The organism is Paenibacillus sp. J22FR5 (assembly GCF_059691975.1).
The window spans coordinates 168,048-182,935 of the sequence record NZ_JCAUAN010000005.1; the positions used below are offsets into that span (position 1 = coordinate 168,048).

General features: G+C 46.9%; 13 protein-coding genes and 1 other annotated feature (1 of these 14 only partly in view). Of the genes, 11 read left to right on the forward strand and 2 right to left on the reverse strand.

Translation table 11 applies throughout. The features are described from left to right. Positions 1-84 (forward strand) — a binding site (T-box leader); it begins 177 nt to the left of the window's first position. Between the two features lie 241 nt (positions 85-325). Further along, positions 326-1,903: a 2-isopropylmalate synthase gene (locus tag AC58P7_RS10155; protein ID WP_497342361.1), complete on the forward strand. Its 1,578-nt coding sequence runs from the start codon at positions 326-328 to the stop codon at positions 1,901-1,903. Between the two features lie 541 nt (positions 1,904-2,444). Here AC58P7_RS10155 and AC58P7_RS10160 read toward each other — a convergent pair. Beyond that, entirely contained in the window at positions 2,445-3,065 is a 621-nt protein-coding gene (locus AC58P7_RS10160) for a GntR family transcriptional regulator (protein WP_497342363.1), read from the reverse strand. 310 nt (positions 3,066-3,375) lie between these two features. Between AC58P7_RS10160 and garR the strand changes: the two genes are divergently transcribed. The 5 genes from garR (at position 3,376) to glpX (ending at position 9,042) form a co-directional block, all read left to right on the forward strand. Further along, a complete protein-coding gene (garR, locus tag AC58P7_RS10165) occupies positions 3,376-4,269 on the forward strand; it encodes a 2-hydroxy-3-oxopropionate reductase (RefSeq protein ID WP_497342365.1) in 894 nt (297 codons plus the stop codon). A 3-nt stretch (positions 4,270-4,272) separates the two neighbouring features. Next, entirely contained in the window at positions 4,273-5,703 is a 1,431-nt protein-coding gene (locus tag AC58P7_RS10170; RefSeq protein WP_497342367.1) for a four-carbon acid sugar kinase family protein, read from the forward strand. A 111-nt stretch (positions 5,704-5,814) separates the two neighbouring features. Next, positions 5,815-6,648, forward strand: coding sequence for a class II fructose-bisphosphate aldolase (locus AC58P7_RS10175; protein WP_497342369.1), 834 nt, complete (start codon positions 5,815-5,817; stop codon positions 6,646-6,648). A 53-nt stretch (positions 6,649-6,701) separates the two neighbouring features. Next, entirely contained in the window at positions 6,702-8,060 is a 1,359-nt protein-coding gene (locus AC58P7_RS10180; protein ID WP_497342371.1) for a GntP family permease, read from the forward strand. 13 nt (positions 8,061-8,073) lie between these two features. Beyond that, on the forward strand, positions 8,074-9,042 hold the full coding sequence (gene glpX, locus AC58P7_RS10185) for a class II fructose-bisphosphatase (protein ID WP_497342571.1): 969 nt from the start codon (positions 8,074-8,076) through the stop codon (positions 9,040-9,042). Between the two features lie 67 nt (positions 9,043-9,109). On the opposite strand, the gene AC58P7_RS10190 is transcribed toward glpX, so the two are convergent. Next, positions 9,110-11,071: an ABC-F family ATP-binding cassette domain-containing protein gene (locus tag AC58P7_RS10190; protein WP_497342373.1), complete on the reverse strand. Its 1,962-nt coding sequence runs from the start codon at positions 11,069-11,071 to the stop codon at positions 9,110-9,112. A 283-nt stretch (positions 11,072-11,354) separates the two neighbouring features. Between AC58P7_RS10190 and AC58P7_RS10195 the strand changes: the two genes are divergently transcribed. The 5 genes from AC58P7_RS10195 to AC58P7_RS10215 all read left to right on the forward strand — a co-directional run bounded on the left by AC58P7_RS10195 (position 11,355) and on the right by AC58P7_RS10215 (position 14,815). After that, positions 11,355-11,987 carry a 5-formyltetrahydrofolate cyclo-ligase gene (locus AC58P7_RS10195; protein ID WP_497342375.1) on the forward strand — a complete coding sequence of 211 codons (633 nt, stop codon included), beginning with the start codon at positions 11,355-11,357 and terminating at the stop codon, positions 11,985-11,987. A gap of 16 nt (positions 11,988-12,003) precedes the next feature. Further along, positions 12,004-12,498, forward strand: coding sequence for a cyclic pyranopterin monophosphate synthase MoaC (gene moaC / locus AC58P7_RS10200; protein WP_497342377.1), 495 nt, complete (start codon positions 12,004-12,006; stop codon positions 12,496-12,498). A gap of 136 nt (positions 12,499-12,634) precedes the next feature. Beyond that, the gene (locus AC58P7_RS10205) at positions 12,635-13,126 is read left to right on the forward strand and encodes a MogA/MoaB family molybdenum cofactor biosynthesis protein (protein ID WP_056608535.1); all 492 of its coding nucleotides are present in this window, start codon (positions 12,635-12,637) and stop codon (positions 13,124-13,126) included. A gap of 39 nt (positions 13,127-13,165) precedes the next feature. Then, complete coding sequence (locus AC58P7_RS10210) at positions 13,166-14,179, forward strand: molybdopterin-binding protein (protein ID WP_497342379.1); 1,014 nt, start codon at positions 13,166-13,168, stop codon at positions 14,177-14,179. A 45-nt stretch (positions 14,180-14,224) separates the two neighbouring features. Continuing rightward, complete coding sequence (locus AC58P7_RS10215) at positions 14,225-14,815, forward strand: twin-arginine translocase TatA/TatE family subunit (RefSeq protein WP_497342381.1); 591 nt, start codon at positions 14,225-14,227, stop codon at positions 14,813-14,815. Positions 14,816-14,888 lie beyond the last annotated feature (73 nt).

Here is a 14,888-nt window from a genome sequence, read left to right on the forward strand (position 1 = left end):
GAATGCTGGCTATATCTGAGGTGGGCTCCATGACGGAGTCAACAAGAGTGGTACCGCGCTGGGTGAAGACCCGTCGTCTCTTATGTGGAGATGACGGGTCTTTTTGTCGTCTGTGGATAGTGCGCTGCAGCCACTAATCATACATTGGTGAAAAGACGTCGCATCCCACTAATCACACGCAGTAGTGATGAAATTTATCACTACAGCAGCGGAAAAGCCAGAATCTCGAACTATAGCGATGATATCACGCTTACAGCGATGAACTCACGCAAATACAAATTTCAAACCACCGCCCCATACGGGCTACCTTGAGGAGGAACTAACTATGGAAAAGAACACAAACACTAATAGACGTATTCGCATTTTTGATACCACACTACGAGATGGCGAGCAGGCTCCGGGCGCTTCCCTATACCCAGAGGAGAAGATTCGCATCGCAAGACAACTTGCTCTAATGGGCATCGACACCATTGAGCCGGGCTTCCCGATCTCAAGTCCTGGTGATTTCCAGGCAGTGCAGCAAATTTCGCGCGAACTGCAAGGCATTGAGATTTGCGGCTTCGCCCGCGCCGTCAAAGCGGATATTGATGCAGCCGTCAAAGCTACTCAGGACGCTGCTTCGCGACGTATTCACATGTTCCTGTCCTCGTCGGACATTCACCTAGACTTTCAGCTTCGTAAATCGCGTCAACAAGTCGTAGAAATGGCTCGCGCCATGGTCGGCTATGCGAAACAATTCGTCGATCGGATCGAATTTTCACCGATGGACGCCACGCGTACGGGCGATGAGTTCCTTTTCGAAGTGCTTGAAGCGGTCATCGCTGAAGGTGCCACAATTCTTAACATCCCCGACACAGTGGGCTATGCGCTTCCTGAAGAGTATGGCGCGATGTTCCGCAGAGTGCGCCAAAGTGTAAGAGGCGGTGATACCGTGGAGTACAGCGCACATTGCCATAATGATCTTGGGCTCGCTGTTGCGAATAGCCTTGCGGCAATCGCTGCGGGAGTCACGCATGTGGAAGTAACCGTGAATGGGGTCGGTGAGCGCGCAGGCAACTGTTCACTTGAAGAGCTAGTCATGGCGATTGAGACGCGCAAGCATTCAATGGGCGTGGAAACGGGCATTGTGACGAGTGAGATTTTCAACACATCCAAAATGGTCAGCCGCATCATGGGCTTCCCAATTGCCTATAACAAACCGATTGTCGGCCGTAATGCCTTCCAGCACGAAGCGGGCATTCATCAGGATGGACTGCTCAAAAATCGTAACACTTACGAAATTATGGATCCAGAAAAGCTAGGTATCCCGCGTTCCATGATCATTCTTGGCAAGCATTCGGGCCGTCACGCACTGAAGCATCGTGTTGGACAATTCGGTATCGAGCTTACAGGCGAAGAACTGGATACACTTTATACACGTTTCAAAGAAAAAGCGGATGAGCAAAAAATGGTCACAGATGATCAACTGATGGAGCTTGTAGGCACAACAGTTGATGGGCAAATGGAGCCATTCACCCTGACACATATGCAAGTCGTCTCGAGCAGTGATCGCAATCGCGTTGCCTCTGTATCGGTTAGAAATAATCAAACGGGCACAGAGAGCGTCTACTCCGGTACAGGAGAAGGTCCAATCGAAGCCATCGTTCACTGTCTGCAGCAAGCCATCCCGATGAATGTGGAGTTCTCCGATCTTGAGCTGCACTCGTTGTCCACAGGTGAGAAAGCGACCGGCGAAGCAGAGGTCACGATTTCGGTGAATGGCCAAACCTTCAAAAACACAGGGATCGACCAGGATGTCCTTGTTGCCGTAGCTAAAGCGTTCATCTCAGCCTGTAATCAAGCCATTCGCATGCAAAATAGTGTGACGTCCGAAGCACCTTCGACCGTGACAACAGCTTCGTAATGAATAGATTTCAAGGTATACAGCTAAATTGTAAGAAAACTTAGATATATACACACCTTGTGAACAAGGTTATACACATACCCTGTGTACAATGTGCATAACTCAAAGAAAACCTGATCTATCAACCTTTTTGAATGGGATATGTGAGGGATAACTTTTTTACAAAAAAAATGTGGGTAATGTGGATAACTTTGTGGAAAAAAGGGGAAAAGCTTGAAAGGGGGCGGAATTCGCCTCCCTTTTTCTGTGGATAACAATGTGTATAAGTAAAACAACAAAAAATATCCCCGTTTAAATTATCGGAACAATCCGGCAGTGGATAGCTTTTCTATTGGATGAAAATACTCAAAGGAAAACTATGGCGGGGAAAGCGATTGAAACTTATAAAAGCTGCCTCAGCTGTGGGTATCTTGACTTCTTTGTTGGAGTTGTCCACAAGTGTGCTTTCACAGCTAAGGAAATTTGCAAGATAGTCTCGATTTCTTTATCACAGCAAAAAAAGCAGCTCATTTTGAGCTGCTTTTGCTTTGCAATGTTTAGATTAGCAAATTAAGTGCAGGCAAAAATCTAAATCCGCCTGTAAATGTTGTTTCATTAAAACTTCAGCTTGGTCCCCATTTCTTGCTTTAATGGCCTCATAAATATGCTCATGTTCATCAATTAAGAAGGGGCGATTGTAGTAGACAACGGTACGACGAAACAGATAGATGATGGATTGCATACGATCAATGATATCAATCATGAACGGATTATTGCTTGCCTGTACGATGATCTCGTGAAATTTCTCATTGGCCTTCATAATTTCATCAAGTGTTCCAGTTCTGCCAATCTGGACACATTCAAGAAGCGATTGAAACTCGCTTTCGGGAAGATAAGTCGCGGCATACCTGGCAGAATGTCCTTCTAACAGCATGCGTACTTGGAACGTATTTCTCAAATCCTTCTCAGAAGGATTAATGACCATTTTATTTGCTATTAGTCCTTCTTGCTCCAATTTACGTATGGATTCACGGATAGGGGTTCTACTTACTCCTAATTCAGAAGCTAGCTTTTCCTCAACAATTTTGGTTCCGCGAGGAATATCGCCTTGTAAGATCATATCACGAATAATTTCATAGGATTGGTTGTAAGCGGGACGAGATTTTTCATTGTTCTTGGCCAAATTGTCCACCTCTTTGAAGGTCCAAAATCATAAACTAAAATATTAATTATACTACTTTTTTTCGGAAAAGTATAGACTAGCACTTTATTTGAAATAATATTAAGATATTCGTATCCGAAAGTAGTTAAATTGTATACAAAAAATATATGAATTGAATACATTTCGGTGTTTCATAGTTAGAATAATCGCATTCTGTTACTGAATTCAGGCTTTGATTTATATCATAAACACATGTTTGCCAAAACATTCATGAGAAACAAGAAGCTAATTAGGGCACATGTGAAAGCGCAATCAATAGGAGGGAATAGAAATGAGTAATAAAATTGGGTTTATAGGCTTAGGCATCATGGGGAAACCAATGGCAATTAATCTTTTGAAGGCCGGATATAAGGTAACCGTTACCGATTTAAATCAAGAGGCTGTAGAGCAAGTTGTAAAGTCCGGTGCACTTGCTGCTGCAACTCCCCAAGAAGTAGCGGAGAATGTCGACGTTATTATCACCATGCTTCCGAATGCGAACATTGTCAAAGGCGTTATTTTTGGAGAAAACGGGATTTATAAAAGTGCAAAAGAAGGTACGGTAGTTATTGATATGAGTTCCATCTCACCCGTAGTTTCCAATGAAATTGCTAGTGAGCTGGCTAAACAAGGGATTGAAATGTTAGATGCGCCTGTAAGCGGAGGAGAACCCAAAGCTGTAGACGGTACCTTGGCCATTATGGTAGGCGGTAAGGAAGAAGTTTATGAAAGCGTGAAAGATGTGCTTTTCAGCATGGGAAGCGCTGTAACCTTAGTAGGCGGAAACGGATGCGGCTCTACGGCTAAATTAGCCAATCAAATTATCGTTAATCTCAATATTGCCGCGATGTCGGAAGCGCTTGTTTTGGCTGCAAAAGCCGGAATTGATATCGATAAAATGTATCAGGCGATCAGAGGCGGACTTGCTGGAAGCGCTGTACTGGATGCAAAAGTTCCGTTGATTCTTGATAGAAATTTCGTTGCCGGAGGCAGGATCGATATTAACCTTAAGGATATTACCAATGTCATGGAAACAGCTCACGCAATCGGTGTTCCACTGCCGCTATCCAGCCAGCTTCTTGAAATTTTCCACGCGTTGAAGATCGATGGCAAAGCTAGTCATGATCATGGCGGTATTGTTCAGTATTATGAGAAACTTGCACATGTTGAAGTAAGGAGGGCATAACAAATGAGTGCGAGCACAATAAGTGTCTCATTCCTCGAATCGCAATTGCCGCCGGAATGGAAAGGCAACGATCTCCGTGGGCAAATCAAGCAAATCAACCAATCCCGCAACAAGAAGATTATTGTGCTGGACGATGATCCGACAGGTGTTCAAACCGTACACGACATCGATGTATTGACGCAGTGGGACAAGGAATTATTGCGTGAAGCATTCAATCATCCGGAAACGGTTTTCTATATTTTAACCAACACACGCGCTTATCAAGCGGCCGAGGCGGAACGGATCAACCGTGAAATTGCCCAAAATGTACAGGCTGTAGCAAGTGAAACGGGTATCGACTTCGTCTTCGTCAGCAGAGGCGATTCTACATTGCGCGGGTATTACCCCTTGGAAACCGATACGTTGACGGAAGAAATTCGCGGAATGACCGGACTTGCATATGACGGGCATTTGATCATCCCGGCTTTTTTTGAAGCAGGTCGTATGACTTATCACAATACCCATTACTTAAAAGAAGGCGACGAACTGCTTCCTGTTCACGAGACGGAGTTTGCCAGAGATAAAGTCTTTGGCTATGAGCATAGTGATCTGACACAGTGGGTTGCGGAAAAAACAAACGGACGAGTCAAGCCAGAAGATTGCGTTGTAATTACGCTTGAACAAGTGCGCCGCGGACCAGATGCAGTGGAAGAAATGCTGTTGAAGGTTGAGGGAAATGTGCCGGTCATAGCAGACTGCTTATCTTACGCAGATTTGGATGTCCTTTCCTTAGGACTATTGCAAGCTGAGGGAAAAGGCAAAAAGTATATCTTTCGTACGGCAGCCTCTTTTGTTAAATCGTATGGGGGCATCGAAGATCAAGATATTTTGCCGAAAGCGAAGCTAGTGGCTAAAGGACAAGAATCACACGGAGGGCTTGTGGTGGTCGGCTCCCATGTGCAAAAGACAACAAGACAATTGGAGCAATTGCTTGCTGGCACCAACATGATTTCGTTGGAAATGGATGTAAATAAAATTTTAAATCCAGTTGAAAAGGCGAATGAATTGGAGCGGCTCATTTCGAAAGTGAATGAACACATTGCCAATGGACAAAATGTGGTTGTATTCAGCAGCCGCAAACTAGTTGCCGTTGATAACTCCGATGGAAATCTATCCATCAGCCAAACCGTATCTGAATCACTGGTTAAAATAGTTAGTTCATTGGATATTGTACCTAAATTCATCATTGCAAAAGGAGGAATCACCTCAAGCGATGTTGCAACGAAAGGGCTTGGCATTCGCAAAGCGAGAGTCATTGGACAGGCTGCAGCAGGTATTCCAGTTTGGCTCACGGGTGAAGAGGCCAAATTCTCGGGCATCCCGTATATCGTATTTCCGGGTAACGTAGGAAGCGATACAACGCTGCTGGAGACTGTTCAAAAAATTGAAGGCTAGTATTTATGGTGGCGTATATCACTGTGTTCATATTTGCGGGTATACGCCAATATGAACTTGCCAGTTTTGAAAACGAATACAAACATTCTGATATTGAAGGGGCTTATAAAGATGCTAGTGAATACCAAAGATATATTAAAAGAAGCTCAAAGAAAAAGGTTTGCTGTGGCTGCTTTTAATGTATTTAACCTAGAAACCGTTCAAGCTGCTATTCAGGTAGCTGAACATGAACATCAGCCAGTCATTATTGCATTGGGAGAACGCTACTTTCCAACGGTAAATGTTGAAGGATTTGCTGCCATGGTTAGAGCGCTGGCTTCCAAAGCAAGTGTGCCAATTTCGCTTCATTTAGATCATGCTTATGAGAAGGAATCCATCATCCGGGCCATTGAGAATGGGTTTACATCGGTCATGTATGACGGTTCTAAATACGACCTTCACGAAAATATTTGGCGGACAAAAGAAATCGTAGACCTTGCTCATCAGGCAGGCGTGTCGGTGGAGGCCGAGATCGGATCGTTGGCAAGAGGCGCTTTTTCGGACGAGGAAGAAGGGGATGGAACCCTGACAGATCCGCAATCCGCGAAACAATTCGTCGCAGCAACAGGGGTGGATTTCTTGGCAGCCGCGATTGGCACGGTACATGGTATGTATCAAGGGGAGCCTCATATTGATCTTCCGCTTCTAGAGAAAATTCGTGAAGTTGTTGAAATCCCGCTTGTCCTTCATGGGGGGTCTGGAACACCAGATGAAATGATCAGGCAAACGATAAAAAGAGGTATAAGCAAAATTAATGTCAACACGGAAGTATCGATGGCGGCAGTTACCTACTTGCAAAACCTGTCTGAAAACAAATCAATGGTACATCTTTCTACCATAATGTCAGATATGCAAGCTTCTATGGAGCCTGTGATGACTAAATTCGTCAGATTATTTTCTAGCTAAGATGATCCAAATCCAAATAGTAATCGCATACAAATAATAAGGAGGCAACAAAAATGGTTTCTTTGTTTGGATTAAGCCATGACACTAGTTTATTGCTATATGCTTTGATTTCCATCTTAGGTTTAATTGTATTGATCGCAAAGTTTAAAACTAACCCATTTATCGCACTGATCGTCGCTGCGTTGTTTATGGGATTGATTTCCGGAATGAAGCTGCCCGACATTGTGAAGTCCTTTCAAGATGGAGTTGCCAGCACGTTAGGTTTTATTGCCATCGTTATCGGACTCGGAACAATGCTCGGGAAAATGATGGCCGAATCAGGGGGGGCTGAACGTATCGCCCGAACGCTTATACGTGCTTTTGGCGAGAAGAATGTTCACTGGGCGATGATGGTCGTGGCTATCATTTGTGGAATTCCTGTATTTTTCCAGGTCGGGGTTGTCTTGTTGATTCCGCTTGTATTCGTGATTGCCAAGCATACCGGCACTTCGCTAGTTAAAATCGGTCTGTCTTTAGTTGCTGGACTTGCTGTTGTTCACAGTCTTGTTCCACCGCACCCAGCTGCGATGTTGGCGGTTGGTATTTTTCACGCAGATTTGGGTAAGACGATCTTGTTATCTATTTTAGTAGCTTTCCCTGCTGCTGCGGTAGCAGGTCCGATTTATGGCTCATATATTGCTAAGAAAGTTCTTGTAGAACCAACGGGTGAACTGGTTGAGCAATTCACGAAGGCTCAGCAAAAGGAGCTGCCTGGCTTTGGCATCACGCTGTTTACGATTTTACTTCCAGTTATGTTAATGCTGCTTGCTACACTCGTAGATGTTACGCTTCCTGCTACGAGCGGATTACGCATCGTTGTTGATTTTATTGGAAGTCCGGTCGTAGCACTCCTGATTTCACTGGTATTTGCTTTTTATTCATTTGGTTTTGCCCGCGGCTATGATAAAAACGACCTTCTAAAGTTTACGAATGAGTGTCTGGGACCTGTCGCTTCTATCATTTTGATTATTGGCGCAGGGGGCGGCTTTAATAAAATATTGATTGCAAGCGGAGTGAGTGACGCGATTGCTAAACTGGCTACTGGCGCACATATCTCGCCTCTTGTATTAGCCTTTGTCATCGCCGGCATCATCCGAGCTGCGGTTGGATCTGCCACAGTAGCTATGACAACATCAGCAGGTATTGTTGCCCCGCTTGCTGCTACAATACCTGGCACTAGCCCGGAACTCTTAGTGCTTGCAGTAGGAGCAGGTTCTATCATGCTTTCTCATGTGAATGACTCCGGGTTCTGGTTGATTAAAGAGTTCTTTAATATGTCGGTGGCCCAGACGCTAAAAACGTGGACCGCTATGGAAACCATTTTGTCCTTCGTTGCTTTTGGCATTGTTTTGCTACTTAGTTTGGTTATGTAAGGGAGGAATTCCTATCGAAAGAGAACTTGCATTAGAAATCGTGAGGGTCACGGAACTTGCCGCATTGGCAGCTTCCAGATGGATGGGAAGAGGCGATAAGAATAGCGCAGACGGGGCTGCTACTTCGGCAATGAGGGCTATGTTCGACTCGGTATCCATCAAAGGCACCGTTGTTATCGGAGAAGGGGAGATGGACGAAGCTCCTATGTTGTATATTGGGGAGCAGGTAGGCAATCAGGACGGCCCAGAGGTTGACATCGCAGTAGATCCCTTGGAAGGAACGGAACTAGTTGCGAAGGGCATCAATAACGCATTGGCTGTTGTCGCTGTTGCGAGCAAGGGAAATTTGCTGCATGCTCCGGACATCTATATGGAGAAACTGGCTTGCGGACCTTTATTAAAAGGACGGCTTCGATTATCAGAGCCATTAGAGACAACCTTGCTTAAGGCTTCTCAAATTTTAAATAAATCGATTTCAGAGTTAACGGTCGCTATTTTGGATCGGGAAAGGCATGCCAAACATATGGAAACGCTGCGAGGCTTAGGTGTGCGTATCAAGCATCTAAGTGACGGAGACGTTGCCGGAGCTATGGCGCCGGCCTTTCCTGAGTCAGGCGTTGATCTATATGTAGGTTCTGGAGGGGCGCCAGAGGGAGTGCTTGCAGCAGCAGCATTATCATGTCTTGGCGGTGAAATACAAGGCCGATTAATGCCATCTTCTCCGGAAGAAGAGGAGCGTTGCCGGCAAATGGGGCTGCAGGATCCATTAAAGATCTTGTCGATGGAAGACATGGTAGGAGATGGTGATGTCATTTTCGCGGCAACGGGCATAACACCAGGTGATTTTTTAGGCGGGGTGCTTTTTTTACCCGGACATCGTGCCGAAACACAATCTATCGTCATGCGGGCAAAAACAAAAACGATCCGCCATATCCGAACAAGTCACTTCTTGCCCAATAAACCGTTTCTAAACCATGTCTGACTGAAGTGCTGTAAATGCAAAAAAAGTTTGGTTGAATTTTCAACCAAACTTTTTTTGCATACCCGCTCTAGGCAAGGAGTGCTTCCCACTCCTCATAACAAGCAGCAAGCGCACTCTTCCGTTGATCAACCGCAGCCGTCTTTTCCTGGACAAGCACGTAGTTGTTGTACACAGCTGGATCCGCAAGTTCGGCTTCGAGAGCTGTAACTTCCTCTTCAAGTCGAGCAATATCTAGCTCCAACTGTTCTAGCTTCCGTTGACGACTGCGTTCTTCACGCTTGGCCAGCTTGTCCGCTTCGTAACTGCCACCGCTAACAGGCTCACTTTTCACAGCAGTAGCGGAAGCCGAAGAGTAGCTTCCAGCAGCTTTCTTCTCCGCCTCTTTCGCCAAACGCTTCTCTTCCATTTCAGCAAGCTCCGCTTTTTTTTCCACATAGTCGTCATAGTTACCGAGATAGCTTGTTAAGCCATCCTTCTGCAGATCCAGCATGCTCTCGGCCATCTTATTCAGGAAGTAACGGTCATGGGAGATGAAGAGGAGGGTGCCCTCGTAATCCATCAAGGCCGATTCCAGCACCTCTTTACTGTACAAATCCAGATGGTTGGTAGGCTCATCGAGGATCAGAACGTTAGCCTTCTGAAGCATAAGCTTAGCCAAGGAGACGCGGGCTTTTTCGCCGCCGCTCAAAGCAGCAATTTTCTTAAACACGTCCTCACCGCTGAAAAGAAAGCTGCCAAGTACGGTACGAATGCGCGCTTCCTCTAGGTGAGGATATGTGTTCCACACTTCTTCCAGTACGCTATTGGACGGATTTAGACCTTTTTGCTCTTGATCGTAATAGCCGATCGTGACGCCAGCACCCCACTTGAAGGTACCTGCGTCCTGCTTGTGCGCACCGATCAAGGTTTTGAGCAGGGTCGATTTCCCTACCCCGTTAGGTCCAATAAGCGCAGCGGTTTCGGAACGGCGAAGCTGGAAGGAGACGCCGTCGAGAAGACGGTTTTTGCCATCGTACGAAAGGGATAGCCGGTCTACTTGCAGGACTTCCTTACCCGAGGTTTGCTCGATTTCGAAAGAGAAGGAAGCACGTTTTAGATCGCCCATCGGCTTATCTAATCGGTCCATTTTCTCTAACTGTTTACGGCGCGACTGCGCTCTCTTGGTTGTCGAAGCACGCACAATGTTGCGCTGCACGAAATCCTCCAGCTTTGAGATTTCCTCTTGCTGCTTTTCAAACTGTTTCATTTCAATTTCATAATTCGCTTCTTTAATTTCGATAAAACGGGAATAATTGCCCGTATATCGTTTGGAAGCATGTCGCTCAATTTCATAAATCGAAGTAACCAACGCATCAAGGAAGTAACGGTCATGGGAGACGACGAGAATGGCGCCTGGGTAGCCGCGTAAATAACCTTCCAGCCAAGTTAACGTGGCGATGTCCAAATGGTTGGTAGGCTCATCGAGCATCAGTAGATCGGGTTCCTCTAGCAACATTTTAGCCAAAGCCAATCTCGTTTTCTGGCCCCCGCTAAGCGTATTAACCAAGGTATCTGGAGAGAACTGTCCGAAGCCCATCCCGTGTAAAATACCGCGAATTTTCGCCTCAATTTCATAGCCGCCATGCTCACGAAACCATTCGGAGCGCAGCGCATACCGATTCATTGTGGACTCATACTTTTTCTCATCGGAGATGAGGTCAGGGTCAGCCATAAGGGCTTCCAGCTCTCGCAACTCTCGTTCCGTCTCTAATAAAGAACTGAACACGCTGAGCAGCTCATTCCAAATGGATTTGTCCGTATTAAGTCCGCTGTTTTGCTTTAAATAGCCGATTTTGGTTTCTTTCGCTTTGAATAGATCGCCGCTATCATACGACATCTCACCCGCGATGATTTGAAGAAGGGTCGATTTACCGGCACCATTGACACCGACTAACCCGATGCGTTCCCGATTTTCAATCTGAAGCGTTATATTAGAGAGTACGGAGCGTACCCCATAGCTTTTGGAAATGTTAGAAACTTGTAATAGCATGTTGCTGCTACCTCCTGCATTTTGGCTGCGTATTCATATAAGAACCTTTTTTTAAGTTGACCTAAGGGTGCTATTTCCAGTCCCATCAATTCATTAGTATACACGAAGAATGAGGGCAACGCCTGCTTAATTTAGGCATGGAGTGACTAGCCATAGGTGAAATATAGTGTCAAATGACCTGAAATCATGCGGATTCGACAGGGTCTCGGGCCCGAGTATAGTTTTTTACTTTATTTATGTTAAAATGGGGGAAACCACTCCTCGCTAGGAAGGGCTGTAACTTATGATGAACATCCGAGAGCGGAAAATAGAATTACGCAAGGAAATGGAAATACGACGTGCGTCGATTGTTGCTGAGTCGCGTGATGAGAAGCAACAACTGATACACCAGAGAATGGTCAAGCTATGTTCAGATAAGTTGTTCGATCAAGGACCTATGCAGTCCAATCCACAGCCCACGCTGATGAGCTATATGCCTTTTCGTTCAGAGCCGGACGTTGCGCCATTAATGGAATGGTGCTGGCAGCAGGGAATTCGTGTGCTGATACCGAAGGTAGTGGCGGATACGAAGACGATGAATTTGCATATCATAAACCGTTATGAAGACCTCGAAAGTGGCGCCTATGGGATCAGAGAGCCGCGAAGTGATGTTCCGATTGAACATGATTTGGGTACGATCTCGATGATTGTAGTACCAGGGCTGGCGTTTGATCTTGATTTCGGACGTTTGGGATACGGCGGCGGTTTCTATGATCGCTTTATGCAATTGTTTGCTGCGCGTGGTCTGAAAAGACCGTTTGCTGTTGCGGCTGCTTTTGATAAACAATTGATTCCTGCTGTACCTTCTTCTTGGCATGATTTCCGGGTGGATGGCATCGTAACCGAAAGCAAGATGGTGTTCAAAACAGAAACCTAATATAGAGGTGATTGCAGTGCCCGATTCTTCACCATTGACGCATTTTAATGATCAGGGAAGAGCGCGAATGGTCGACATATCGGATAAAACGGAGACGAAACGTACAGCCACCGCGCGCTCTACCTTATTAATGAAGTCTGAAACTCTGGATTTAATCCTGCAGGGTAAAATGAAAAAAGGCGACGTCCTCGCCGTGGCGCAAGTGGCTGGCATTATGGCCGCCAAGAAAACATCAGATTGGATACCGATGTGCCATCCGATTGCCCTAACAGGGGTTGATATTCAGTTTTCGAATAACGGCATCAATGAACTATACATAGAAGCAACTGTACGAACAACGGGTCCTACAGGCGTAGAGATGGAAGCTTTAACAGCTGTATCTGCCGCGGCATTAACCGTATATGACATGTGTAAAGCCGTAGAGAAAGACATGATCATTAACTCGACCCTGCTTGTTATGAAAACAGGCGGTAAAAACGGGGATTTTTACAGGCAAGACAATAAAGCGTGATTTCACAAGCAAGACATAAGGCGTGATGCGGCTCTAATCGAGCTTCGCAAAAGCGGGGAATTTCGTGCAGTGTTCTAGCAATCACGCAGGTTAGTGGGGTTATCTCATTCAGTGAACAAGGGAGAGGTGACGAAGGATGCACTGGAAAGTTGCGATTTTGACAGCCAGTGACCGCGGTTACCGAGGAGAACGAGAAGACACTAGCGCTCAGGTAATCCGCGAGCTGATTGAAGAGGAAATTCAAGGCGAAATCATCGAGTATCGGGTCGTTCCGGACGAGATGGACGAAATAATGGCTTCCTTAATAGAAATGACTGATTATTATCAAGCTGATTTAATTCTAACAACGGGTGGGACCGGACTGGCTCCGCGGGACGTAACACCAGAAGCAACGCTGAATGTCATTGATCGTGTTGCTCCAGGCTTTGCTGAAGCGATGCGGATGATCTCGATGCAGAAAACGAAGAAAGCGATGCTTTCCAGAGCGGTTTCTGGTATTCGCGGACGTACGCTGATCATTAATTTGCCAGGCAGTCCTAAGGGTGTTCAGGAGAATTTGATGGCCATTATTGATCAACTTCCACATGCGCTGGGGATTCTGACAGGTAAAGAAGGCGATCACGGATGAAGAGCAGAGTGATGGAGATATGTCAGAAGGTGACTTGCGATGAGTAAAGACACTTCCATGTTGCGCGAGGTGAAGGTGGAAGATGCCATTGGCATGATTCTCCCGCATGATCTCACACAGATCCTCCCTGGCGAGTTCAAAGGTCGCTTGTTCCGCAAAGGCCACCAAGTGACGGAGGCTGATATCCCTGCCTTGCTGAGCATCGGCAAGGAACATATCTATGTGATGGAGCTACAGCCAGGTTACCTCCATGAGGATGAAGCTGCCTTGCGCATGGCGAAGGCGATTGCGGGAGATAACCTCAGGCTGACGGAGCCGCATGAGGGTAAAGTGAACGTGAAGTCGGAGATTCACGGCTTGGTGAAGATCGATAAGGCGTTCGTAGACAACGTGAACGCCATCGATGAGGTCGTGTTGTCGACGATTCGCAGCAACACGGTCGTTCAGGCTGGCGCTTCGTTGGTCGGTACGCGGGTGATCCCGCTGATCGTCGACGAAGCGAAGGTTGTGGAGGTCGAGCGGTTAGCCGCGGCTCGACGTGAGGAGGGCTTCACCTTGCTGGAGGTGAAGCCGTTTCGTAAGCTGCGCGTCGGCGTAATCACGACGGGCAGCGAGGTCTTCAAAGGCCGAATCAAGGATAAATTCGGCCCGGTCGTGAAAGAGAAGGTCGCGCAGCTCGGCTCCGAGGTTGTGGATCAGCGCTTCGCGCTCGATGACAGCGAAGCGATTGTGGGTGAGATCCACGCGCTGCAAGCGCTGGGTGTGGATCTGGTGTTGGTCACGGGCGGCATGTCCGTGGACCCGGATGATCGCACACCGGGTGCGATCAAGATGGCCGGCGCCCGCGTGGTCAGCTACGGAACGCCGATGCTGCCGGGCTCGATGTTGATGATCGCCTATCTGGGCGATCTGCCGATCATGGGCTTGCCGGGTTGTGTGATGCACGACCCGTACACGTCCTTTGATGTGCTGCTGCCGCGCATCTGTGCGGGTGAGCAAATCGTGCGTAGTGACATCACGGAGATGGGCTACGGCGGATTTTATCAGTGTTAGATTAGATGTGTATTCGTAACGCAACACAAAATGGAGATGAAGTCCATGTTTCAAAATATAGGATTCACCGAGCTCTTATTGATTGCGGTTGTCGCATTAGTTCTGTTCGGACCGCAGAAGCTCCCAGAAATTGGCCGTATGCTCGGCAAGACACTGCGGGATTTCAAGCAGGCCACGAACGAGCTGATGAAGGATGAGCCGAAAGCACCACAGGTATCCAATGCTCCTATTGCACCGAGTTCTCCTATCGCTCCAGATCCGATTACGCCTGTTTCGATCGCAGGAAATGATGTGGCAGATATAACGGATGAGTCGGTTTCTGAAGAACCAACGGCGGCTACTACCATGCCGTCACAAGTACAAGATTCAGTGAATGTGGAAACCTCGGCTGGACCACCGAGTTCACCCGAAGTTAAGCCTGCTGTAGCTTTCGTAACAAACAAGTCTTCCGAGGTCGTTCATGTTACCGTTTCGCCGGTTGAAGCTGTAGAAGTGCTGTCCTCATCAGCTGCAGAATCCGCCGCGCTAGCAGCAACCGATGTGTTGTCCGCCGCTCCTGCACATGCCTCGGCCCCTACCCCGGCGCCAGCGCAGAAGCCAGGCAGCACAAGCAATTCACGGCGGTTACCGGACTAAGTTTTACATTTTGCAGCATAGCAAGTGATTCAGCCGTAGAGGTTGTATTCACTAGATTAGGTAGGTGAAATAG